Raw genomic sequence first — 23,882 nt, 5'->3', positions numbered from 1 at the left:
GGTGCTTGGTGACCAGGAGAAACTTCATGCATGATGTGCAGATGGACGACATCAAAACACCGGATGAAAACTCTGCAATGGTACTGCTGGTCGACGATCAGGCAATGATCGGCGAAGCGGTCAGGCGTGGTCTGGCCAACGAAAGCTCTATCGATTTCCACTTCTGCGCCGATCCGCATCAAGCCATATCCCAGGCCGTGCAGATCAAGCCGACGGTCATTCTTCAGGACCTGGTCATGCCCGGCCTGGATGGTCTGACGCTAGTGCGTGAGTACCGCAGCAACCCGCTGACCCGCGATATTCCGATCATCGTGTTGTCCACCAAGGAAGATCCGCTGATCAAAAGCGCTGCGTTTGCCGCCGGTGCCAACGATTACCTGGTCAAGCTGCCGGACAACATCGAACTGGTCGCCCGGATTCTTTACCACTCGCGCTCCTACCTGACCCTGCTGCAACGTGACGAGGCCTATCGCGCCCTGCGCGTCAGCCAGCAGCAGTTGCTCGACACCAATCTGGTTCTGCAGCGCCTGATGAACTCCGATGGCCTGACCGGTCTGTCGAACCGGCGTCATTTCGATGAATACCTGGAACTGGAATGGCGTCGCGCGACCCGCGACCAGACTCAGCTGTCGCTGCTGATGATCGACGTCGACTTCTTCAAAGTCTACAACGACAGTTTCGGGCATTTGGAAGGCGACGAAGCCCTGCGGCAAGTGGCCAAGGCGATTCGTAACAGCTGCAGTCGGCCGTCCGATCTACCCGCCCGTTACGGCGGCGAAGAGTTTGCGATGGTGCTGCCTAACACGTCGCCGGGTGGTGCGCGGCTGATCGCGGAAAAGCTGCGCCAGAGCGTGGTGGGCATGAACATTCCTCACGTTGCACCTGCCGAAGGCTCGCATCTTACCGTCAGCATCGGCGTGGCCACAGTTTCTCCAGAGATCGGTGGGCATAGCCGCCAGTTGATTCTGGATGCCGACAAGGGCCTGTACGTGGCCAAGCACAACGGTCGCAATCAGGTCTCGGTGGGTTGAGTCGGAGGGTTTGCTGCCGGTTTCCGGCAGGTCTCCTCCCTTGAGAAACGCGCCCAATCGATAAAATTGACTGCACAAGGCCCGCTCGACGGGCTGCTTTCGTGGCATTGCCTGGGGTATACTCGTCGGCTTTGAAAATTTCGCCTGCGAGTGCTGCCCACCATGGAAATCAACCCGATCCTAAACAGCATCAAGGATTTGTCCGAGCGCTCCGAAACCATTCGGGGGTATCTTTGACTACGATCACAAACATGATCGTCTGACCGAAGTCAATCGCGAGCTCGAAGATCCAAACGTCTGGAACAACCCCGAATACGCACAGAACCTGGGCCGCGAGCGTGCCTTGCTGGCACAGATCGTCGACACGCTGGACGAAATGACGTCCGGTCTGGCCGATGCCAAGGACCTGCTGCTGATGTCGGCCGAAGAAGAAGACCAGGCTGCCGTCGATGACGTCGCGGCCGAAGTCGAGCGCCTTCGCGAGTCACTGGAGAAGCTGGAATTCCGTCGCATGTTCAGCGGCGAGATGGACCAGAACAATGCCTACCTGGACATCCAGGCCGGCTCCGGTGGCACCGAAGCGCAGGACTGGGCCAACATTCTGCTGCGCATGTACCTGCGCTGGGCTGACAAGCGCGGCTTCGACGCCACCATCATGGAACTGTCCGCTGGCGAAGTCGCCGGCATCAAGGGTGCGACCGTGCACATCAAGGGCGAATACGCCTTTGGCTGGCTGCGTACCGAGATCGGCGTGCACCGTCTGGTGCGCAAGAGCCCGTTCGACTCCGGCAACCGCCGTCACACCTCGTTCTCGGCCGTGTTCGTGTCGCCTGAAATCGATGACAACATCGAAATCGACATCAACCCGTCGGACCTGCGGATCGACACCTACCGCTCTTCCGGTGCCGGTGGTCAGCACGTAAACACCACCGACTCGGCGGTACGTATCACCCACGTTCCGACCAACACCGTGGTCAGTTGCCAGAACGAACGCTCCCAGCATGCGAACAAGGACACCGCCATGAAAATGCTGCGGGCCCGTTTGTATGAGCAGGAAGTTCAGAAGCGCAATGCCGCGTCCCAGGCGCTGGAAGACACCAAGTCCGATATCGGCTGGGGTCATCAGATTCGCTCCTACGTGCTGGATGCCTCTCGCATCAAGGACCTGCGGACCAACATCGAGCGCAGCGACTGCGACAAGGTGCTCGACGGTGATCTGGACGAGTACCTGATCGCAAGCCTCAAACAAGGGCTGTAATTCACGCTTCGCAGGATTCGCGCCGTGAGCGCGATCCTGTGCAAGCGTCCGGGACGGCTATCCGCCTCGCCCGCGAACCCGGATGAACCGGGTCAACGAACCTGTGATGGAATGACTGAAGACATGAGCGACCAACAACTCGACCCGCAAGCCCTGCAACAGGAAGAAAACACCCTGATCGCCCTGCGCAAGGAAAAGCTTGCTGCCGGCCGCGCCAAGGGTCAGGCCTTCCCGAATGACTTCCGCCGCGACAGCTACTGCAACGACCTGCAGAAACAGTATGTCGACAAGACCAAGGAAGATCTGGCTGCAGCAGCGATTCCGGTCAAGGTTGCCGGTCGCATCATGCTCAACCGTGGTTCGTTCATGGTGATCCAGGACATGACCGGTCGCATCCAGGTCTATGTCAACCGCAAGACGCTGCCTGAAGAAACCCTGGCCGAAGTCAAGACCTGGGACCTGGGCGACATCATTGCCGCCGAAGGCACTCTGGCCCGTTCCGGCAAGGGCGACCTGTACGTCGAAATGACGTCCGTGCGCCTGCTGACCAAATCGCTGCGTCCGCTGCCGGACAAGCACCATGGCCTGACCGACACCGAACAGCGCTATCGCCAGCGTTACGTTGACCTGATCGTCAACGAAGACGTGCGTGAGACCTTCCGCGTGCGCTCGCAGGTGATCGCCCACATCCGCAGCTTCCTGATGAAGCGCGACTTCCTTGAAGTCGAAACGCCGATGCTGCAGACCATTCCCGGCGGCGCGGCAGCCAAGCCGTTCGAAACCCACCACAATGCGCTGGACATGGAAATGTTCCTGCGTATCGCGCCTGAGCTGTACCTCAAGCGTCTGGTTGTCGGCGGCTTCGAGAAGGTCTTCGAGATCAACCGCAACTTCCGTAACGAAGGCGTTTCGACCCGGCACAACCCCGAGTTCACCATGCTCGAGTTCTACCAGGCCTATGCCGACTACGAAGACAACATGGACCTGACCGAGGAGCTGTTCCGCGAGCTGGCTCAACTGGTTCTGGGCACTACCGACGTACCGTATGGCGACAAGGTGTTTCACTTCGGCGAACCCTTCGTTCGCCTGTCGGTGTTCGACTCGATCCTCAAGTACAACCCTGAACTGACCGCAGCCGATCTGCAGGACATCGACAAGGCACGTGCCATCGCCAGGAAGGCCGGTGCCAAGGTGCTGGGTTTCGAAGGTCTGGGCAAGCTGCAGGTGATGATTTTCGAAGAGCTGGTCGAGCACAAGCTGGAGCAGCCGCACTTCATCACCCAGTACCCGTTTGAAGTCTCGCCGCTGGCACGTCGCAACGACGACAACCCGAGCGTCACCGACCGCTTCGAACTGTTCATCGGTGGCCGCGAAATCGCCAACGCCTACTCCGAGCTCAATGACGCCGAAGATCAGGCCGAGCGCTTCCAGGCGCAGGTGGCCGACAAGGACGCCGGTGACGACGAAGCCATGCACTACGACGCCGATTTCGTGCGCGCGCTGGAGTACGGCATGCCGCCGACAGCCGGTGAGGGGATCGGTATCGACCGCCTGGTGATGCTGCTCACCAACTCGCCGTCGATCCGGGATGTGATCCTGTTCCCGCACATGCGCCCGCAGGCGTAACGAAAAAAAAAGAAAGCCGCCTCGAATGGGCGGCTTTTTTTTGGGTCTTTTCAGGACGAATTCATAAGGACTGCAGTGTGAAGATTGCCAGAGAAGGGGCTGCCGGAGTAGCGAGTGCGGTGGCCAGAAGTGTCAAGTATCAGGGCCGCAAGGCCAGTCGAGAGGGGAGCGAGCAGCGCAGGCAGGTCATTCTCGATGCGGCCATGCGCATTGTCGTGCGTGACGGCGTGCGTGCCGTGCGCCATCGGGCCGTGGCTGCCGAGGCGGGCGTACCCTTGTCGGCGACGACGTATTACTTCAAGGACATTGACGATCTGCTGACCGATGCCTTCGCCCAATACGTGCAGCGCAGCGCGGACTATCTGGCCAGGTTGTGGCAGAACACCGAAGTCATCTTGCGCGATATGATGACCCGCAGTTCCGGCAGTCCCAGTGATCGTTTCAAGCTGGCCGATGACATTGCAAAAATGGTGATGGAACATATTCGTCACCAGTTGCTGACCCGGCGCGACTATCTGATTGCCGAACATGCGTTCTATCACGAGGCGCTGATCAACCCGCGTCTGACCCCGCTGGTCATGGCGCACCAGGAAATTCTGTTGCAGGGCAGTTGTCAGTTTTTTCAGGTGATTGGCTCTCTGCAGCCTTATCAGGACGCGCAAGTGTTGACGGGGCTCATCCGCCGGATGGAATATCAGGGTCTGCTTCATGGCCCGTTGCGTCAGGCGGACGAAGAAATCCTCTGTATGCTCACCCGCCAGATGCGTCTGGTGCTGGGAACCCCTCAACCGGTTCGAGGGTGACGCTGCCTCTGTTCAGGAGAACCCCATGAAGACCTGGCGCGTGTTGATTGCGTTGTCGTTTCTGTTGTTGAGCGGCTGTCTGGTGATCTTCAAGGACCCGATACCCGCCCATGATGCCGCGCCCTCGGGATTGCTGGGCCAGTGGACCAGCAAGAACGCGTGGGGCGAGCCGCTGGAGCTGGACGTTTCGCGCGCTGGGGTCAACCGCTACAAGGCCGTGAGCTACCGCAAGGGCGATCGTCGTCACGGCGATGAGTACTCCGTGACGGTGACGCACCACGGCAGTCGCTGGTACCTCTCGGCGAAGCTCCCGTCCAGATATGGCGGTCACTATGGCATGGGCGGTTTCGAGCTGACCCGCAGTGGCGAGCTGGTTGTCTATAGTCTGGATATGGATCGCGTCGGCCAGTGGGTCGAGCAAGGCAGTCTGGCCGGTCAGCCGGTCGAAAATGAAACCGGCAAGGGCCTCTTGATTACCAGCCCTCTGGAGCAGGTATTCGGGTACCTTGACGATCCTGCCAACTCAGATGTTTTTCAGGAAGTCGCGCGTTACAGGCGCGTTGCCAAGTAGCAGGGCAATAGCCCGCCAGCCAAGGAGTACCGGGTGGACGAGTACCAGCAGACTATTCGTGTTTTATCGGATCGGATTGTTGCCGCGCAGACACCGATTCGCGTGCTGGATGCAGTGAAGTGGGACGACACGGTGCGCCGGGATTTCCTGGCCGCCAAGGGCAAGGCCCTGCCGGCCGTGGATCGCGCGTATTACGAAAATCGCCCGCTGGGCTTCGACTCCAGCGCCCTCAAGCAGGAATTCCAGAACATCGAGCGCGACGTCACGCGCCAGCTGGGTCAGTTCAATCCGGTCGGGCAGATCATGCGCCGGATGTGCCGGGAATACCGCATGGTAATCCGCATGCTTGAAGCGCGTGGCACACCCGACTTCGGGCTGATCTCTCAGGAATTGTACGGCGCAGCCTCCGATGCGTTTCACGCGGGCGATCCCACATTGGCCGATCTGGGGCTGATGCTTTCCGACTACCTGAACAACATCGCCGGACGTGGCGATCTGAAGGACGAGCCGAAAACCCTGACGGCCAAGGATGCCGTGGCCTTGTTGCAATCGCGCCTGAACCGGGTGTTCGGCGAGGCCGAGGAAACCATTCGCGTCTTCGAGTCCGACGGCATCGTGGCCGATGCGGCGGCGGGTGCGGACTACATCAAGATCCGCAGTGATGCGATGTTCAATGAGCGCGATGTGCGGGCGCTGGAAGTCCACGAAGGCCTCGTGCATGTCGGTACTACGCTCAACGGGCAGAACCAGCCGATCTGCACCTTTCTGTCCAAAGGCCCGCCCTCGTCAACCGTGACACAGGAGGGGCTGGCGATTCTTATGGAGGTCATCGCCTTTGCATCCTATCCCAGCCGTCTGCGCAAACTGACCAACCGCACACGAGCCATTCACATGGCCGAAGAGGGCGCGGATTTTCTGCAGGTGTTCGAGTTCTATCGTGAGCAGGGCTTTGGCATGCCGGAAAGCTATGGCAACGCCAGCCGGGTCTTCCGCGGTTCGGTGCCCAACGGGCTGCCGTTCACCAAGGACTTGTCTTACCTGAAGGGTTTCATCATGGTGTACAACTACATTCAGTTGGCCGTGCGCAAAGGCAAGCTGGAACAGGTGCCTCTGTTGTTCTGCGGCAAGACCACACTGGAAGACATGCGCACCCTTCGCCAGCTGGTCGATGAAGGCCTGGTGGTCGCACCCAAATATCTGCCCGAGCAGTTCCGCGATATGAACGCCCTGTCAGCCTGGATGTGCTTCTCCAACTTCCTCAACCACCTGAGCCTGGATCGCATCGAGGCGGATTACTCGAATATCCTCTGATGGCGCTGAACGCTCCGCGTCCGCTCTCGCCTGTGACGCAGAGCGTCACGGGCTGCATGCCCACGCACAGCGATGGGCACGACTTGAATCTCAAGGAATTCCTTATTTGAAACTGATCAGCATCCTTGCCTTGCTCCTCAGTCTTGCCGGCTGCAGTTCGATGCTGTTCTACCCTGAGCCGGGTCTGCCCTTCACGCCCGACAAGGCACGTCTGGAGTACCGCGACGTCAATCTGACCGCAGCAGACGGCACGCGCCTGCACGGTTGGTGGCTTCCGGCGAAGGCGGACGTGCCGGTCAAGGGCACGGTGCTTCATCTGCACGGCAACGGCGGCAATCTGTCCTGGCATCTGGGTGGAAGCTGGTGGCTGCCCGAGCAGGGTTATCAAGTGCTGATGCTCGACTACCGCGGCTACGGCCAGTCGCAGGGCGAGCCGAGCCTGCCGGCGATCTATCAGGATGTTCAGGCCGCATTCGACTGGTTGCAAGCGGCGCCCGAGGTACAGGACAGACCGCTGGTGGTACTGGGTCAGAGCATCGGCGGTGCGCTGGCCGTGCATTACCTGTCACAGCACCCGCAGGAGAAGGCTCGCGTCAAGGCGCTGATCCTCGACGGCACGCCTGCCAGTTACCGCGATGTCACCCGTTACACGCTGAGCACTTCGTGGCTGACCTGGCCTTTGAAGACGCCCCTTTCCTGGCTGATGCCTGACGCCGACAGTGCTATCAACGGCCTGCCGAAGCTGACCGGTACGCCCATGCTGATCTTCCAGAGCATGGACGACACGCTGGTGCCGCTCGCCAACGGCATCAGCCTCTACAAGGCCGCGCCCCCGCCGCGAGTGCTGCAACTGACCCGCGGCGGACATGTGCAGACGTTCGCCGATCCGCTGTGGCGACAGGTCATGGTCCGTTATCTGGAAGATCCACAGCATTTCGATGGTTTGCGTCGCCTCGCCGAAGTGCCCAATTACCCGGCGACTTCAAAGCAACCCGAGCCGCAGCAATGAGCGGGGAGCGCAACGTCAGAGGCATGATTCTGACCGGTATCGCGAGCATCATCGGTACGGTCGGCTGCTTGTGGTACTACGGCTACCTGCATTTCGCCCGACCGGAAGACGCGCTGCTGTTGAGCGAGTTCACGCTGCTCAAGACCGTGCCCGGAGAGGACTACAGAATCGCCGCCACGCCTGCGGCCGAAGTGGCGCAGTGCATCGATGGTGTGCTGGTGCTGTTCGACACTTCACGCACCGGGCTGTCCGGGGTGCTGATCGATGATCACAGGCAGGCCGTGCGCTGCATCAATCAGCAGGCACCTGCGGCAATTCAGTGAAACGCCCATGAAAAAGCCCCGCCTGTATGCGCAGGCGGGGCTTCGGTGCAGCAGCTCGGTCGATTACTTCATCGAGGAGCGTGGAGCAACCGGCTGGTTGTCGTTGGAAATGGTCACTTCCACACGACGGTTCATGGCGCGGCCCGAGTTGCTGGTGTTGTCAGCGACCGGGTATTCCTTGCCATAACCCATGGCAACGATGCGAGTCGGGTCTACACCCATGCGGGTCAGAGCCATGCGAACCGAATTGGCGCGACGCTCGGACAGCGACTGGTTGTAGGAAGCCGAACCGGTGCTGTCGGTATAACCTTCAACGATCACTTTGCGATCAGGGTTTTCCTGAAGGAAAGCCGCCAGCTTGCCGATATCGCCTTGGGCGCCTGGCTTCAGCTCGGCCTTGTTGTAGTCGAACAGCACGTCACCGAAAGTGACCAAGGTACCGCGTTCGGTCTGCTTGGCGTTCAGGCTGTTCTTCAGCGCAGCGATCTGAGCGTCACGCGCTTCCAGACGGGCTTTGGCGCGGTCGGCAGAGGCGTTCTGCAGTGCGGCTTCGGAGTTGCGCAGGGCGATGGTCTGCTTGGCCAGTTCAACGCGCTGGTTGGTCAGGTAAGACAGTTGGTCGACTTTCTTGACGTCGGCATCATCACGGAAAGCTTGCTCAGCCTTGGCAAGCCATTCGCTCGCATCCTTGGTTTCCAGCGCGGCAACCTTGGTGGCGTCCGGGTTGGTCTGCAGGGAAGTGAAGTTGGTACGCGCCTGCTCCAGGTTAGGGTTCGGCTTGGTAGCACAGGCGGCCAGTGCAACACTCATGGCCAGCAGGGCAGGGATCATCAATTGTTTACGCATAATTAGGGTCGTCCTTTAATCGATTACGAATGCATGAAAACCAAAGGTTGATGGCGGTGCTCACTGCACCTGGCGCATGCCTTCGTCACGTAGTTCGTTGACGCCCTGACGAGCATCCTGCACGGCTTTGGCCGCTTTGGCAGCCTGAGACTTACGCTCTGCCACTCGGGCATCCCACTCAGCCTGTTCGGCCAGCTTGCGCGCTTCGTCGTACTTTTTTTCCTGCATGGCGAGGTCGGCTTCTTTGAGCTTGTCCTGAGCCGACTTCATTTCCACCGCTGCGAACTCAGTACCGCCGGCGCTGACTGCGCTGTTGACGGCAGACTGAGAGACCGCGTACTGCTCAGACGGCGGGTTGCCTGCACAGCCAGCGAGGATAAAGGTGCTACCCAGCGCCAGCGCAGCGAGTTTCAGCCCGCGCAGGCCTTTGAACTTTGTATTGGCAGTAGGGGTGTTCATGGTGATCAACTCCATTGTCTGACTCCGAACGTGGTTATCCATGACAGTTTTTATTCAGGCCGGGCATCAGGTCATGCAACCACCTGCTGCTCTTCGGGCTTTCCTGTAATGGTTAATGGCTCGGACCTGCGGGGTTTTTGAATAGTTCACATAAATATTTCGCGGACGGACGGGAACGTTTGATATGTCGTGCTCAATATGTTGCCCATGCCAGGCAAGCGTCAGGCCCGGCCCTTTGCGGGCATGGGCCCTGGCAGTCTTAGCGGTGTTACGCCTGACCGGATTCATCGACCGGCGTGTCCAGCTTCTCGGACAGTTCATGCAGGTAACGTTTGGACAGTGCCAGGAAGCGGGGCGTGGCGCCGATGTCTTCGTACAGCGGATCACCTTCTTCATCCGTGGCCACGACATGCGGCCCTTTCACATAAGGAAAGCTGGCTTCCAGTTCTTCCATGGCTGCGCCGATCAGCTCGCCCAGCAACTCTTCCGGGTGATGTTTGGGGTACATCTCGCACAAGGCGGCGAGTCGCGCCGCGGATTCGATATCCAGATGAATCGCATAGCGGGTCTTGGTCAGGCGACCCTTGGCATTGTTTTCCCAGTGGCTGGCCAGCTCGCGGATTTTCATGGTGACTTCTCCTGACTGTCTTCTTGATGTGCTCGCTTGCGGCGAGTGTGTTCCGTAATAGGTCGTCGTGTGGTTCATGCATGAGATTAGCCGGTATGGCATTCGCGGCACGGCCAGATAATTTCATGCACAAGGATTTGTCGGCGAACGCGCTTTTGATGCACTGTTGGCAAAGCGGATTTCAACACCCGTTCAGTTCGGGTAAGCGATCAAGCAAAAAGCCCCTATAAAAAACCGGGAGAGGGAACGATGGCCGATATCGATGCGCGATTGCGCGAAGACGTTCACCTGCTGGGTGAGCTGCTGGGCAACACGATTCGCGAACAGCGTGGGGCTGATTTTCTCGACAAGATCGAGCGCATTCGCAAGAGCGCCAAGGCGGGCAGGCGCGGTTCCGCTGAAGGTGCAGAAGCCCTCAGCTCCAGCGTCGATGGTCTGGAGGACGATGAACTGCTGCCAGTGGCGCGCGCGTTCAACCAGTTCCTCAATCTTGCGAACATCGCCGAGCAATACCAGCTCATGCATCGTCGCGACGATTCGCAGCCGCAACCGTTCGAATCCCGGGTGCTGCCCGAACTGCTGGAGCGCCTGAAGACCGAAGGTCATGCACCTGATGCGCTGGCCAGACAGCTGGGCAAGCTTGAGATCGAGCTGGTGCTCACCGCGCACCCGACCGAAGTGGCCCGGCGCACGCTGATTCAGAAGTACGACGCCATCGCCGCGCAACTGGCCGCGCTGGATCACCGCGACCTGAACAGCCTGGAACGTGAGCAGATCACCTCGCGTCTGCAGCGGCTGATTGCCGAAGCCTGGCACACCGAAGAAATCCGTCGCATCCGCCCGACCCCGGTCGATGAGGCCAAATGGGGCTTTGCCGTCATTGAGCATTCGCTGTGGCACGCCATCCCCAATTACCTGCGCAAGGCCGATCTGGCGCTGCAGGCGGCGACCGGCCTGCACTTGCCGCTCGAAGCGGCACCCATACGTTTTGCCTCGTGGATGGGCGGCGACCGGGACGGCAATCCGAATGTCACGGCTGCGGTCACCCGTGAAGTCTTGCTGCTGGCGCGCTGGATGGCGGCCGATCTCTATTTGCGCGATGTGGACAGCCTGGCCGCCGACCTGTCGATGCAGCAGGCCAGCGAGGCACTGCGCGCCCGTGTCGGCGACAGCGCCGAGCCTTATCGCACCGAACTCAAGCGCCTGCGCGAACGCCTGCGGGCTACCCGCAACTGGGCCAATGCTTCGCTGACCGTCACTCAGCCTGCGCCTGAAGCCGTGCTGCATGACAACCGCGAGCTGATCGAACCCTTGATGCTCTGCTTCCAGTCGCTGCACGAGTGCGGCATGGGCGTGATTGCTGACGGTCCACTGTTGGATTGCCTGCGCCGTGCCGTGACCTTCGGCCTGTTTCTGGTGCGTCTGGATGTGCGTCAGGATTCCAGCCGCCATTGTGCGGCGATGACTGAAATCACCGACTACCTGGGGCTGGGCCGTTACGAGGAATGGGACGAGCAGACCCGCATCGAGTTTCTGTTGCGCGAGCTGAACAACCGTCGTCCGCTGTTGCCGGGTTATTTCAAGCCTGCTGCGGACACGGCCGAGGTACTGGCAACCTGCCGGGAAGTGGCTGCGGCACCCGCAGCGTCGTTGGGTTCTTACGTCATCTCGATGGCGGGCGCTGCGTCGGACGTGCTCGCGGTGCAGTTGCTGCTCAAGGAAGCCGGTCTGCAACGGCCCATGCGCGTCGTGCCTCTGTTCGAGACGCTGGCGGACCTGGACAACGCCGGGCCGGTCATTGAAACCCTGCTGGGTTTGCCGGGTTATCGTTCGCGTTTGCACGGTCCTCAGGAAGTGATGATCGGTTATTCCGACTCGGCCAAGGACGCTGGCACGACAGCTGCGGCCTGGGCGCAGTACCGGGCTCAGGAAAAACTGGTGCAGATCTGTCGCGATCAGCAGGTCGAACTGCTGCTGTTCCACGGCCGTGGCGGTACGGTTGGGCGCGGTGGTGGTCCGGCGCACGCGGCCATTCTGTCGCAGCCACCCGGTTCCGTGGCCGGCCGTTTCCGCACCACCGAGCAGGGCGAAATGATCCGCTTCAAGTTCGGTCTGCCGGACATCGCCGAACAGAACCTCAATCTGTATCTGGCCGCTGTACTGGAAGCGACCCTTTTGCCGCCACCGCTGCCCGAGCCTGCCTGGCGCACGATGATGGATCAGTTGGCCAGTGATGGCGTCAGCGCCTATCGGGCAGTGGTCAGGGAAAATCCTGAGTTCGTCGAGTATTTCCGGCAGGCCACGCCCGAGCAGGAGTTGGGTCGCCTGCCGTTGGGCAGCCGACCGGCCAAACGCCGCGAGGGTGGGGTGGAGAGCCTGCGTGCCATCCCCTGGATCTTCGCCTGGACCCAGACCCGCCTGATGCTGCCCGCCTGGCTGGGCTGGGAAGCGGCACTGACCAAGGCACTGGAGCGGGGCGAGGGCGACGTGCTGGCGCAGATGCGCGAGCGCTGGCCGTTCTTCAGAACCCGTATCGACATGCTGGAAATGGTGCTTGCCAAAGCCGATGCAGACATCGCCAGGCTGTACGACGAACGTCTGGTCAGCGAAGAGCTGCAACATTTAGGCTCACATTTGCGCGACCTATTGTCGCAGGCGTGCGACGTGGTGCTGGGGCTGACCGGGCAGACGCAATTGCTGGCACACAGCCCGGAAACCCTCGAGTTCATCAGTCTGCGCAATACCTATCTGGATCCGCTGCATCTGCTCCAGGCTGAACTGCTGTCACGCTCGCGCCACCGTGAGGCGCACCTGGACAGCCCTCTGGAACTGGCGTTGCTGGTGTCTGTGGCGGGAATTGCCGCCGGGCTGCGCAACACCGGCTGAGGCGCCTGCCCGGTCGGCGGGCGTTGTGTTTGATCAGGATCACGGCGGGTGAAGTGTTTACGGGCTAACCTGCCGAAAGGGTCAAGGCAGGTCGTACCGTTAAACGACCTCGCCCTGCACGCCAGCGGCCCTGCGGTTACTGCGACTTTTGGCGGCTTGTGCGGCTACGGTCTGCTGTGTATCTTGATCAGCCTTTTGGCCTATTGGCCTGATTCATTTTTTAGATTGGCCCCTGAGGCGAATCCGATGATTTCCATATAAAAAATTTGAGGAGCATGACGATGCGCGTGATTCTGCTGGGAGCTCCCGGGGCCGGTAAAGGTACTCAGGCAAAATTCATCACTGAAAAGTTCGGCATCCCGCAAATTTCGACAGGCGACATGCTGCGCGCAGCGGTCAAGGCCGGTACAGAACTGGGCATCAAGGCCAAGAGCGTCATGGATTCGGGTGGTCTGGTTTCCGATGACCTGATCATTGGCCTGATCAAGGACCGTCTGGCTGAGCCGGACTGCCAGAACGGCGTGCTGTTCGATGGCTTCCCGCGCACCATTCCACAGGCCGAGGCACTGCTTAAAGCCGGTCTGGAAATCGACCACGTGCTGGAAATCGCGGTGGATGACGAAGAAATCGTCCAGCGCATGTCCGGCCGTCGCGTTCACCCGGCATCCGGCCGCACCTATCATCTGGTCTACAATCCGCCCAAGGTTGAAGGCAAGGACGATGTGACGGGCGAAGATCTTGTTCAGCGCCCCGACGACGTGGCAGAAACCGTGCGTCATCGCCTCGCTGTGTATCACGAGCAGACCAAGCCGCTGGTGGAGTTCTACAGCAAACTGAGCGCTCAGAACGGCAAGCCAAAGTGCAGCCACATTCCTGGCGTCGGTTCTGTCGAAGAGATCACCGCCAAAGTGCTGAAAGCACTGAGCTGAGTCGACACCGCTTCTCGACAATGGCCCGCTTGCGGGCCATTTGTCATTTATACTGCGCCACTTTTCCATGACGACGGATACACCGATGACCACCTTGCTGGCCCTGGACACCGCCACTGAAGCCTGCTCGGTCGCTTTGCTGCATGACGGCAAGGTACTGAGCCACTACGAGGTGATTCCGCGCCTGCACGCCCAGCGCCTGTTGCCGATGATCAAGGATCTGCTGGCCGAGGCGGGCCTTGCCATGTCGGCACTGGATGCCATCGCGTTTGGTCGGGGTCCGGGTGCGTTCACCGGCGTGCGGATCGCAATCGGTGTGGTCCAGGGGCTGGCGTTCGCGCTGGAACGCCCGGTATTGCCGGTCTCCAATCTGGCAGTGCTGGCACAGCGTGCCTTTCGCGAACGGGGCGTCTCACAGGTGGCAGCGGCCATCGACGCGCGGATGGATGAGGTCTATTGGGGTTGCTATCGCGAGGCGGCAGGCGAGATGCGCCTGGTGGGTCAGGAAGCGGTAATGGCGCCAGAACGGGCCACATTGCCTGAAGACGTCACAGGCCAATGGTTTGGCGCCGGTACAGGATGGGGCTACGGCGAGCGCATTCCGGTCGCCTTGGCGGGGCATGATGCAAGCCTGTTGCCTCACGCTCAGGACCTGCTGACACTGGCCACCTTTGCCTGGCATCGCGGCGAAGCCGTTCAGGCTGACGAGGCGCAACCGGTGTATTTGCGCGACAAGGTTGCCACGCCCAAGGCGCGTTGATACGCGCAGCGGCAACTCGCAAGTTGTGATGATTGCAATAGGTATATCAATTCGCCATCTACCGTTTATCGTTTTAGTGTGACTTAAAGCGCTCGGGCTCAAACAATTTGCAATATGTGTGGTCTAGTTAACGTTAGGGAATTTGCCAGTATCCGGACTGTAACGTTAAATTGCCACTACAGAAGCCGAGTAACTATCGATGCGCATTGACGGACCATTACAACGTTCCTACCCCATCAAGCGAAAGCAGCAGAAGCAGCCTTCGACCGTTGAGGGTTCTTTCGAAGAAGTCACCACCGACGTTGACCTTCCGGTGCCTGCGCGCGCGTCCCGCCGCGAAGCTGATCAGGGTCCGATCGGCAGTACTGGTAACGTACCTGCGCGTCCTCAGGACATCATCTTTCCCCGCTCCATGAGCTCTCGTGTCGCCAACGCCCTGGCCAGTTACCTGACCACGGCCAGCTTTGTGGATTGGGACCTTGAAGTATCGGGGCTCGATCTTCACGTCTGATTGTGTCCGGCCTGCCTTATTACCTCGGCTGCCCATCCTGGAGCGAGAACGCCTGGCGCGATTCGCTGTATCCCGATGACGCCCGGCCGACCGATTTTCTGAGCCTGTACTCACAGGTTTTCAATGTTGTCGAAGGCAACACTACCTTCTATGCCCGTCCCGCGGCTTCCACCGTGCAGCGTTGGGCTGAAGTGATGCCTGAAGATTTCCGCTTCACTGCCAAATTCCCCCGCGACATCAGCCACGACGGCGATCTGCGCGCACAAGTGACCGCTGCTGAAACATTCATTCAATTGATGGCTCCGCTGGGTCAGCGTGTTGCGCCGTTCTGGTTGCAACTGTCGGCCAGTTTCACGCCGCAACGCCTGGCAGAGCTGGTCGGTTTCATTGATGAGCTGAATGTGCCACTGGCTGTAGAAGTCCGCAATATGGCGTTCTTCATGAAGGGCGATGAGGAGCGCATGCTCAATCGGCTGCTACTGGATCGTGGCGTCGAGCGTATCTGTCTGGATTCGCGTGCCTTGTTCAGTTGCGTATCCAGCGACCCCGCCGTCCTTCATGCGCAGTCCAAGAAGCCCAAGGTGCCTGCGCGTCCGGCGGCGTTGACCCAGCATCCTCAAGTGAGATTCATTGGCCGCCCTGAACTTGAGGCCAACGACCCGTTTCTGGTGCAGTGGGTGGAGAAGGTCGCCGTCTGGATCGAAGAGGGGCGGATGCCTTACGTGTTCCTGCACACACCGGACAACCTGCGTGCGCCCGAGCTTGCGCGACGTTTTCATGAGCAGTTGAGGGTGCGTCTGCCGGGGCTGTCGCCGCTGCCCGAACTGGATCGTGGTCCACAGGTGGAGCAGTTGGGCTTGCTCTGAGGTCGATAGGTGTGGGTTTATTGAGACCTGTCACCGGAGAGCACGCACATGGACTCGCAACAACTTCTCAAAGCGCAGGCATTCAAGGCCTTGCACGAGCGCGACGGCGCCTTCGTAATGCCCAATCCGTGGGATGCCGGTTCGGCAAAACTGCTGGCCTCGATGGGTTTCGAAGCGCTGGCGACGACCAGCGCGGGCCTCGCATTTACTCTGGGTCGTCCAGACGCCGAGGGTGCGATCAGTCGCAACGACACGCTCGCCAACGTGGCGGATATCGTGGCGGCCACACCGCTTCCGGTCGCTGCCGATCTGGAAAACGGTTTCGCCGACAGCCCCGAAGCCTGTGCTGAAACGCTGCTCATGGCTGCGGCGGCAGGTATCGTGGGCGGTTCCATCGAAGATGCCACCGGGCAGGCAGACAATCCGATTTATGACTTCGATCTGGCTGTGGCGCGCGTCCGGGCGTCGGCCGCCGCCGTTCGCAGCCTGCCGTTCCCTTTCATGCTCACGGCGCGGGCCGAAAACCTGCTGAACGGACGGATGGATTTCGCTGACACCCTGCGCAGGCTTGAGGCCTATGCCGACGCGGGCGCGGATGTGCTTTACGCCCCCGGCCTGCGTACGCGGGAAGAGGTGATCGCAGTGGTGCGTGCCGTGGCGCCCAGGCCGGTCAATATCCTCATGGGGCTGGGCGGCGTGACACTGTCTGTGGCCGATCTGAGCGAGTGTGGCGTCAAGCGTATCAGCGTCGGCTCCTCGCTGGCGCGGGCAGCCTTTGGTGGTCTTTATCGCGCTGCGGAGGAAATTCGCAACTACGGCACCTTCAACTACGCCGGACAGGCGCTGCCTTTTGATCAACTGAACGGTTTGTTCAAGGGCTGAGCATGCGTGTGTTCCTGTTGTTGCTGGTCCTGTGTGCGGTCGGAGTGGTTGCGGTGTGGCGCGGCTGGGTCGACGTGCCGCCGAAGTGGAACCCTTGGGCTGCGCTGGATGTGCGCGCCGAACCGAATCTGTTGACGCCGTTCAAACTGTCGCGCCTGCGGGATGATCCGGCGCTGTGCGATCAGGTATTAAGTGCGTCGGGTCTGCGCTTCAGCCGTCAGGCCGACAGCCCGGCGTCGGCACGATGTCCGCTGGAGAACACCTTGCGTGTGCAGGGCGGTGATGTGGCACTGAGCAGCAGCTTTCTGGCCAGTTGCCCGCTTGCGGTGGCGTACGTGCTGTTCGATATCCATACGCTGCAGCCAGCGGCCGAGGCGGTGTTCGGTCAGCGCGTTGCGCGCATCGATCATCTGGGCAGTTTTGCCTGCCGCAATATCTATAACCGCGCCAACAGCCGGCTCAGCCAGCACGCGACAGCCAATGCGCTGGACATCGCGGGTTTTCGTCTGGCAGACGGTCAGCGCATCAATCTGCTCAAGGACTGGAACGACGCGGGGGACAAGGGGCGTTTTCTGAGGCTTGTCCGCGACGGGGCCTGCAAGAATTTCAGCACGGTGCTGGGGCCGGAGTACAACGCGGCACATCGTGATCATTTTCATGTGGACATGGGGCGTTGGCAGGTGTGTCGCTGATCAGGCTGCCATTCGCAGATTTTGCAGAATCAGCGGACGGGCCCAGACGTTCTCGTAGTCGAACTGGCGCTGTTGGGTGGCGATGGTCTTTTCGTCGAGGGGCAGGGCAGGCTTGTCAGCCAGGTCCCATTCCAGTTCCGCAATAGGCAGATGCAGCGGGCGGGTCTGTGGTGCCGGGCCAGGCGTCACGTCGCTGTGAGCATTGAGGACGGTCGGGCGCACCCAGTTGCTTTCGAATTCCAGATGACGCTGCTGCTCGATCAGGTCGGCGATGCTGAACGGCTCGGCTGGCGGTGGCAGCAGGTCGAGCTCGAATTCGGCGATTGGCAGAAACAGCGGCTCTGGCGGCTTGACCTCGGTGTCGGCGACCGGGCAGGCGCGCTGTTCGACGATCTTGCTCAGGGTCTTGGCGCCAGCGACGGGTTCGCCGGTCTCGACATCCACTTCCACACTGCTTGGGTGCACGGGAATCGGCGTGCTGTCGGCGACCTGATCAGCCATTGCGCGTGCAAATGCATCCGACCACAACTGCGTGACACCACCGAGGGTGCGGCTGTTGCGGACGCTAAAGTCGCCTGAGTGCGACAAATAGCCAATGGATGTTTGAACAATGTCTGACATAGCGATCAGTACTGGCCTTGGGTCTGGCAAAATGCCGGATACTTGGTTATCGGCAGATTTTGCTGATCATTAACATTTTTTGAGTGTGTGGACGTAATGAGTGAACAGCAGGCAGGCAGTCGTATCCGGGTCGAAGCCCTGACCGCGGACGGGCAGGATCAGGCGGCCGTGTGGGCCGAGCGTCTGGGTCTGCCATTGCAGGATGAACAGGCCGATTTTGCCCTGCAGGTGACCGGCGATGGGCTCCAATTGCAGCAGTTGGGTGACGATGCACCCGGCGCCGTTCGTGTCGATTTTGTCGAAGGCGCAGTAGCCCATCGCAGGCTGTTCGGCGGCGGCACCGGGCAGATGATCGCCAAGGCCGTCGGCATTCAGCCGGGTATCCGCCCCAGCGTGCTGGATGCCACCGCAGGGTTGGGCAAGGATGCGTTTGTGCTGGCGAGCCTGGGCTGCGAGATGAGTCTGGTCGAGCGTCAACCGATCATCGCTGCGTTGCTGGAAGACGGGCTGTCACGCGGGCGCCATGACCGCGATGTGGGTTCGATCATCGGTCAGATGCGTTTGCTGACCGGCAACTCGATTGAGCTGATTCGCGACTGGCAAGGCGAGCCGCCACAGGTCATTTACCTCGACCCAATGTTCCCGCATCGGGAAAAAACCGCACTGGTCAAAAAGGAGATGCGCCTGTTCCGCCCTCTGGTGGGCGACGACATGGACGCACCTGCATTGCTGGAAGCCGCGCTGGTCCTGGCCACGCACCGTGTGGTGGTCAAGCGCCCGCGCAAGGCCCCTTGCATCGACGGCCCCAGGCCGGGTTATGCGCTGGATGGCAAATCCAGCCGCTACGACATCTACCCGAAGAAGGCCCTCAAACCCAAGACCGTCGATTAAACCCCACTTACCTGCCGGTCAGCGTTCATGCTGATAGGCCCGCATGAATAGCTTCACGACTTCCTGCACATGCCGCTCGGCGGTATCCGCGTCCGGTGGCGTGCTGCATCCCACCAGCAGCCGGAAGTTGTGAATGCCCTTGACCATATTCAGAAAGTGCTCGGCAGCCCGGCGCGGGCTTTCGATGTGCAGGCTGCCGGTAGCGTCGATTTCCACCAGCACGCGCTCCATCTCGCTGACGAGCTTTTGCGGACCGGCCTCAAAAAAGATCATCGACAGCTGCGGGTCCTGAGTGCCCAGTGTCACCATCAAGCGATGAAGGTCGAGGGATTCCGGACTGTTGACCAGGCATTGAAAGGCGCGGGCAATATTCAGTAGCGCTGTCTCGACGGTCGCGCCTTCTGCCAGGTGAAACAGCGCGGCAGGCATCTGCTCTTCGCAACGCGCCACCACGGCGGCTGAAAACAGCGTCTCCTTGTCAGTGAAATGGCTGTAGACGGTGAGCTTGGAGACGCCGGCTTCGCTGGCGATCGCATCCATGCTGGTGTTCACGTAGCCGTTGCTGACGAAAAGATTCTTTGCAGACTCAAGAATCGCCTTGCGCTTCTCAAGGTCTTTGGGGCGGCCGGGGCCGCTGTTGGATAGGGTGTCAGGCATAAGGTTCAAATAATGTACTGGTGAGTTTGATAATTTTTAATATACTCGCCAGTACAATTATTCCAAGCCTGTTTTGATGAAGGTTTACATCATGCTCCGCGATGTCATGCCGCTTCTCGTGCCGCTGTGTCTGGTCTCGCTGCTGACCGCCTGTGGCCAGGAAACCACCGCCCCGGTTTTCGTCCGCCCCGCGATGGTGGTGCAGCCGCTGCCTTCCGCTCAGTCCATGGACAGTTACCCCGGCGAAGTGCGTGCCCGTTTCGAGCCTGAACTGGCGTTCCGTATTGCCGGCAAGGTCAGTAAACGGCTGGTCGAGGAGGGGCAGCGGGTCAAGGCCAACCAGCCGCTTGCCGAACTGGATGCGCAGGACGTACGCCTGCAACTGGACGCCACCCGTGCACAGGTCACTGCCGCTGAAGCCAATCTGCAATTGGTGCGCTCCGAACGGGATCGCTACAAGACCCTGCAGGATCGGCAGATGGTCAGCCGCTCGCAATACGACAACGCGGAAAACCTCTACCGCGCCGGCGAAGCCCGACTCAAGCAGATCAAGGCCGAGCTGACGGTAGCTGACAATCAGGCCAGCTACGCGGTACTGCGGGCGTCCCAGGATGGGGTGATCGCCAAGCGTTCGGTCGAGGTCGGGCAGGTGGTTGCAGCAGGCCAGACGGTCTTTACTCTGGCGGCAGACGGTGAGCGAGAAGTGCTGATCAGCCTCCCGGAACAGAATTTTGCCCGCTTCAAGGTCGGTCAACCGGTCTCTGTCGAGCTTTGGACAGTGCGCGATCAGCGCTTCCCTGGTCGTATCCGTGAGCTGTCACCTTCCGCCGATCCCCGTTCGCGTACCTTTGCGGCGCGCGTGGCGTTTGCCAGTGGGCAGGTTCCGGCAGAGCTTGGCCAGAGCGCGCGAGTGTTCATTGCGTCCGAGCATACGGTGCCGCTGGCGGTGCCACTCTCGGCGGTGACGGCTGAAAACGGAGTTACTTACGTCTGGCGTGTCAGCCCCGATAGCACCGTGACACGAGTGCCTGTGCAGGTCGGTCCGTATGGTCAGGAGTCCGTGCCGGTCGTTCAGGGGGTGCAGGAAACCGACTGGATCGTGGCCGCAGGTGGACACGTATTGCGTGAGGGCGAGCGGATTCGTCCGGTGGACCGCAGCAATCGGGCCGTGAAACTGGCTGCCAAGGAGTAGGCCCGATGCACTTCAATCTTTCCGAATGGGCGCTGCGTCACCGCCAGGTTGTGCTGTATCTGATGATCGTTCTGGCCATTGTCGGTGCGCTGTCCTACACCAAACTGGGGCAGAGCGAAGATCCGCCCTTCACCTTCAAGGCCATGGTGATCCGCACGTTGTGGCCGGGTGCCAGCGCCGAAGAAGTGGCTCGACAGGTCACGGATCGCATCGAAAAAAAGCTGATGGAAACCGGTGAGTACGAGCGCATTGCGTCGTTCTCGCGGCCTGGGGAGTCCACCGTCACCTTCGTTGCGCGTGACTCGATCTTTTCCGCGTACCTGCCTGATCTCTGGTACCAGATCCGCAAGAAGATCGGCGACATTCGCCAGAACCTGCCCCCCGACGTGCAAGGACCGTTTTTCAACGATGAGTTCGGCACCACCTTCGGCAATATCTACGCGCTCACCGGCCAGGGGTTTGATTATGCGGTGCTCAAGGATTACGCCGACCGGATTCAGATTCAGCTGCAACGGGTCAAGGATGTCGGCAAGGTCGAACTGATCGGCCTGCAGGACGAGAAAATCTGGATCGAGCTGTCCAACGTCAAGCTCGCCACGCTGGGCTTGCCGTTGCAGCAGGTTCAGCAGGCACTCCAGGCGCAGAACGCCGTGTCCTCGGCGAGCTTCTTCGAGACGTCCAGCGAGCGAATCCAGCTGCGGGTCAGCGGGCAGTTCCAGAGCGTGGACGAGATCCGCAACTTTCCGATTCGCGTTGGCGATCGCGCGTTTCGAATCAGCGATCTGGCGCAGGTGCATCGCGGCTTCAACGACCCGCCCGCGCCGCGCATGCGCTTCATGGACGAGGATGCGATTGGTCTGGCGGTGGCCATGAAGGACGGCGGCGACATTCTGGTACTGGGACGGGCGCTGGAAACCGAGTTCGCCCGGTTACAGAAAAACCTTCCCGCCGGCATGCAGTTGCGCAAGGTGTCCGATCAGCCTGCAGCGGTCAAGACAGGCGTCGGTGAGTTCGTTCAGGTACTGGCCGAAGCGCTGATCATAGTATTGCTGGTGAGCTTCTTCTCGCTGGGCGTGCGCACCGGCATGGTGGTCGCGCTGGCCATTCCGCTGGTGCTGGCGATGACCTTTGCGGCCATGTATTACCTGGGCATTGGCCTGCACAAGATTTCACTTGGAGCGCTGGTGCTTGCCCTGGGTCTGCTGGTGGATGACGCGATCATTGCCGTGGAAATGATGGCGATCAAGATGGAGCAGGGCTACGACCGGCTCAAGGCCGCCAGCTTTGCCTGGACCAGCACAGCGTTCCCGATGCTGACCGGTACGCTGATCACGGCAGCGGGCTTCCTGCCGATTGCCACCGCGCAATCGAGTACCGGTGAATACACCCGCTCGATCTTCCAGGTGGTGACTATCGCGCTCATTGCCTCCTGGATTGCAGCGGTGATGTTCGTGCCTTATCTGGGCGATCGCCTGTTGCCGGACCTCGCCAAGCGGCACGCTGCCAAACACGGCAGTCATGCACCTGATCCGTATGCGACGCCATTCTATAAACGCGTTCGAGCGGTGGTGGGCTGGTGCGTGCGGCGCCGCAAGACAGTGATCGTTGCCACGGTCGGCCTGTTTGTCCTGTCGGTGGTGATGTTCAAGTTCGTCCCGCAGCAGTTCTTCCCGGCTTCCGGACGTCTGGAACTGATGGTAGACCTGAAGCTGGCCGAAGGTTCGTCGCTGGTCAACACGGCCGAGCAGGTCAAGCGTCTGGAGCAGATGCTCAAGGGGCACGAAGGTATCGACAATTACGTCGCCTACGTGGGCACCGGCTCGCCGCGTTTCTATCTGCCGCTGGATCAGCAACTGCCCGCGCCCAGTTTCGCCCAGTTTGTGGTGCTCACTCGCAGCATCGAAGACCGCGAGGCGCTGCGCAGCTGGCTGATCACTCATCTCAATGAACAGTTCCCGACCCTGCGTTCCAGGGTGACGCGTCTGGAAAACGGTCCGCCTGTGGGCTATCCGGTGCAGTTCCGCGTCACTGGCGAGCACATCGAAGTGGTCAGGGCGCTGGCGCGCAAGGTGCAGGACAAGGTTCGCGAGAATTCCCATGTGTCCAATGTTCATCTGGACTGGGAAGAGCCGAGCAAGGTGGTGCACCTGAACATCGATCAGGATCGCGCACGGGCGCTGGGCGTGACCACCGCTGACTTGTCAGCCTTCCTGCGCAATTCGCTCACGGGTTCCACTGTCAGCCAGTATCGCGAAGACGACGAACTGGTGGACATCATGGTGCGCGGCACACGCAATGAACGTGAACAACTGGAGGCGCTGTCCAGCCTGGCTGTTCCAACACAAAACGGCACAAGCGTAGCGCTGTCTCAGGTGGCGACGCTGGAATACGGGTTTGAAGAGGGTGTGATCTGGCATCGCAACCGCCTGCCCAGTGTGACCGTACGTGCAGATATCTATGGCAAGGAACAACCGGCAACGCTGGTGAAACAGATCATGCCGACTTTGGATGCAGTGCGCGCCGAGTTGCCGGACGGTTATCTGCTGGAGGTTGGCGGTACGGTGGAGGATTCGGCACGCGGACAGAACTCCGTAAACGCCGGCGTTCCGCTGTTCATCGTGGTCGTGCTGACCCTGCTGATGATCCAGTTGCGCAGCTTCTCGCGCATGCTCATGGTGTTCGTGACCGCGCCGCTGGGCCTGATCGGGGTGACGCTGTTTCTGCTGATCTTCAACCAGCCGTTCGGCTTCGTGGCCATGTTGGGTACCATCGCGCTCTCGGGAATGATCATGCGCAACTCGGTGATTCTGGTGGATCAGATCGAGCAGGACATTGCCGCAGGGCTGGATCAGTGGCACGCGATCATCGAAGCCACGGTGCGTCGCTTCCGACCTATCGTATTGACCGCACTGGCGGCCGTGCTGGCGATGATTCCGCTGTCGCGCAGTCTGTTCTTCGGCCCGATGGCGGTGGCGATCATGGGTGGCCTGATCGTGGCCACCGCGCTGACGTTGCTGTTTCTGCCTGCGCTGTATGCGGCGTGGTTCAGGGTGAAGAAAGTCGAGGGTGTCTAGGCCTCCCATCGGGACGCGGGGCGTCCCGGGCTGCATGCCCACGCTGAGCCATGGGC

Annotated in this window: 23 protein-coding genes; 18 read left to right on the top strand and 5 right to left on the bottom strand. The window is 60.5% G+C overall.

Features of this window, described 5'->3' with window-relative positions:
• Positions 1 to 26: 26 nt before the first annotated feature.
• The 8 genes from KDX39_RS05940 (at position 27) to KDX39_RS05905 (ending at position 7,932) form a co-directional block, all read left to right on the top strand.
• Positions 27 to 1,031, top strand: coding sequence for a response regulator (locus KDX39_RS05940; RefSeq protein WP_231659694.1), 1,005 nt, complete (start codon positions 27 to 29; stop codon positions 1,029 to 1,031).
• Between the two features lie 162 nt (positions 1,032 to 1,193).
• Positions 1,194 to 2,289 (top strand): peptide chain release factor 2 gene (prfB, locus tag KDX39_RS05935; protein WP_099229667.1). Its coding sequence is split into 2 segments (ribosomal slippage): positions 1,194 to 1,265 and positions 1,267 to 2,289, totalling 1,095 coding nucleotides; the frame shifts between segments, so codons are not numbered across the junction.
• Positions 2,290 to 2,412: 123 nt separating this feature from the next.
• Positions 2,413 to 3,915: a lysine--tRNA ligase gene (gene lysS, locus KDX39_RS05930; RefSeq protein WP_025992984.1), complete on the top strand. Its 1,503-nt coding sequence runs from the start codon at positions 2,413 to 2,415 to the stop codon at positions 3,913 to 3,915.
• Between the two features lie 77 nt (positions 3,916 to 3,992).
• Positions 3,993 to 4,718: a TetR/AcrR family transcriptional regulator gene (locus tag KDX39_RS05925; protein WP_231659693.1), complete on the top strand. Its 726-nt coding sequence runs from the start codon at positions 3,993 to 3,995 to the stop codon at positions 4,716 to 4,718.
• Positions 4,719 to 4,743: 25 nt separating this feature from the next.
• Complete coding sequence (locus tag KDX39_RS05920) at positions 4,744 to 5,289, top strand: hypothetical protein (RefSeq protein WP_099229669.1); 546 nt, start codon at positions 4,744 to 4,746, stop codon at positions 5,287 to 5,289.
• A 33-nt stretch (positions 5,290 to 5,322) separates the two neighbouring features.
• Positions 5,323 to 6,600 (top strand): flavohemoglobin expression-modulating QEGLA motif protein, encoded by a 1,278-nt coding sequence (locus KDX39_RS05915; protein ID WP_029241803.1) that lies wholly within the window; start codon positions 5,323 to 5,325, stop codon positions 6,598 to 6,600.
• Between the two features lie 106 nt (positions 6,601 to 6,706).
• Positions 6,707 to 7,609 (top strand): alpha/beta hydrolase, encoded by a 903-nt coding sequence (locus KDX39_RS05910; protein ID WP_231659692.1) that lies wholly within the window; start codon positions 6,707 to 6,709, stop codon positions 7,607 to 7,609.
• Positions 7,606 to 7,932 (top strand): hypothetical protein, encoded by a 327-nt coding sequence (locus KDX39_RS05905; protein ID WP_231659691.1) that lies wholly within the window; start codon positions 7,606 to 7,608, stop codon positions 7,930 to 7,932. Before KDX39_RS05910 ends, KDX39_RS05905 begins: the two co-directional genes overlap by 4 nt.
• A gap of 63 nt (positions 7,933 to 7,995) precedes the next feature.
• Here the strand turns inward: KDX39_RS05905 and KDX39_RS05900 are convergent, their stop codons facing one another.
• From KDX39_RS05900 to KDX39_RS05890, 3 genes are all read right to left on the bottom strand, one after another.
• A complete protein-coding gene (locus KDX39_RS05900; RefSeq protein ID WP_099229673.1) occupies positions 7,996 to 8,778 on the bottom strand; it encodes an OmpA family protein in 783 nt (260 codons plus the stop codon).
• Positions 8,779 to 8,838: 60 nt separating this feature from the next.
• Complete coding sequence (locus KDX39_RS05895) at positions 8,839 to 9,252, bottom strand: DUF4398 domain-containing protein (RefSeq protein WP_099229674.1); 414 nt, start codon at positions 9,250 to 9,252, stop codon at positions 8,839 to 8,841.
• A 253-nt stretch (positions 9,253 to 9,505) separates the two neighbouring features.
• A complete protein-coding gene (locus tag KDX39_RS05890) occupies positions 9,506 to 9,865 on the bottom strand; it encodes a pilin assembly protein (RefSeq protein WP_231659690.1) in 360 nt (119 codons plus the stop codon).
• Between the two features lie 249 nt (positions 9,866 to 10,114).
• Between KDX39_RS05890 and ppc the strand changes: the two genes are divergently transcribed.
• The 7 genes from ppc (at position 10,115) to KDX39_RS05855 (ending at position 17,391) form a co-directional block, all read left to right on the top strand.
• Complete coding sequence (ppc, locus tag KDX39_RS05885; RefSeq protein WP_231659689.1) at positions 10,115 to 12,751, top strand: phosphoenolpyruvate carboxylase; 2,637 nt, start codon at positions 10,115 to 10,117, stop codon at positions 12,749 to 12,751.
• A gap of 281 nt (positions 12,752 to 13,032) precedes the next feature.
• The gene (gene adk, locus KDX39_RS05880; protein WP_057408672.1) at positions 13,033 to 13,680 is read left to right on the top strand and encodes an adenylate kinase; all 648 of its coding nucleotides are present in this window, start codon (positions 13,033 to 13,035) and stop codon (positions 13,678 to 13,680) included.
• Between the two features lie 85 nt (positions 13,681 to 13,765).
• Positions 13,766 to 14,440 (top strand): tRNA (adenosine(37)-N6)-threonylcarbamoyltransferase complex dimerization subunit type 1 TsaB, encoded by a 675-nt coding sequence (tsaB, locus tag KDX39_RS05875; protein ID WP_231659688.1) that lies wholly within the window; start codon positions 13,766 to 13,768, stop codon positions 14,438 to 14,440.
• 199 nt (positions 14,441 to 14,639) lie between these two features.
• Positions 14,640 to 14,951, top strand: a complete 312-nt coding sequence (locus tag KDX39_RS05870) for a hypothetical protein (RefSeq protein WP_231659687.1) — start codon at positions 14,640 to 14,642, stop codon at positions 14,949 to 14,951.
• Between the two features lie 2 nt (positions 14,952 to 14,953).
• Positions 14,954 to 15,817 carry a DUF72 domain-containing protein gene (locus KDX39_RS05865; protein ID WP_231659686.1) on the top strand — a complete coding sequence of 288 codons (864 nt, stop codon included), beginning with the start codon at positions 14,954 to 14,956 and terminating at the stop codon, positions 15,815 to 15,817.
• A 48-nt stretch (positions 15,818 to 15,865) separates the two neighbouring features.
• A complete protein-coding gene (locus KDX39_RS05860; protein WP_231659685.1) occupies positions 15,866 to 16,699 on the top strand; it encodes an isocitrate lyase/PEP mutase family protein in 834 nt (277 codons plus the stop codon).
• Between the two features lie 2 nt (positions 16,700 to 16,701).
• A complete protein-coding gene (locus KDX39_RS05855) occupies positions 16,702 to 17,391 on the top strand; it encodes an extensin-like domain-containing protein (protein ID WP_231659684.1) in 690 nt (229 codons plus the stop codon).
• Here the strand turns inward: KDX39_RS05855 and KDX39_RS05850 are convergent, their stop codons facing one another.
• Complete coding sequence (locus KDX39_RS05850) at positions 17,392 to 18,012, bottom strand: energy transducer TonB (RefSeq protein ID WP_210040435.1); 621 nt, start codon at positions 18,010 to 18,012, stop codon at positions 17,392 to 17,394.
• A gap of 96 nt (positions 18,013 to 18,108) precedes the next feature.
• On the opposite strand from KDX39_RS05850, the gene KDX39_RS05845 reads away from it, so the two are divergent.
• Positions 18,109 to 18,903: a class I SAM-dependent methyltransferase gene (locus tag KDX39_RS05845; RefSeq protein ID WP_231659683.1), complete on the top strand. Its 795-nt coding sequence runs from the start codon at positions 18,109 to 18,111 to the stop codon at positions 18,901 to 18,903.
• A gap of 18 nt (positions 18,904 to 18,921) precedes the next feature.
• Here the strand turns inward: KDX39_RS05845 and KDX39_RS05840 are convergent, their stop codons facing one another.
• The gene (locus KDX39_RS05840; RefSeq protein ID WP_231659682.1) at positions 18,922 to 19,560 is read right to left on the bottom strand and encodes a TetR/AcrR family transcriptional regulator; all 639 of its coding nucleotides are present in this window, start codon (positions 19,558 to 19,560) and stop codon (positions 18,922 to 18,924) included.
• A 91-nt stretch (positions 19,561 to 19,651) separates the two neighbouring features.
• Here KDX39_RS05840 and KDX39_RS05835 point away from each other — a divergent pair, with 91 nt between their 5' ends.
• Positions 19,652 to 20,752 (top strand): efflux RND transporter periplasmic adaptor subunit, encoded by a 1,101-nt coding sequence (locus tag KDX39_RS05835; protein ID WP_269439836.1) that lies wholly within the window; start codon positions 19,652 to 19,654, stop codon positions 20,750 to 20,752.
• Between the two features lie 5 nt (positions 20,753 to 20,757).
• The gene (locus KDX39_RS05830) at positions 20,758 to 23,826 is read left to right on the top strand and encodes an efflux RND transporter permease subunit (protein ID WP_231659681.1); all 3,069 of its coding nucleotides are present in this window, start codon (positions 20,758 to 20,760) and stop codon (positions 23,824 to 23,826) included.
• Positions 23,827 to 23,882: the final 56 nt, after the last annotated feature.

This window comes from Pseudomonas sp. CDFA 610, assembly GCF_021147865.1.
Lineage (GTDB): Bacteria > Pseudomonadota > Gammaproteobacteria > Pseudomonadales > Pseudomonadaceae > Aquipseudomonas > Aquipseudomonas alliivorans.
Note: the sequence above shows the minus strand (reverse complement) of the source record. Positions and strands in the feature narration are given on the sequence as shown.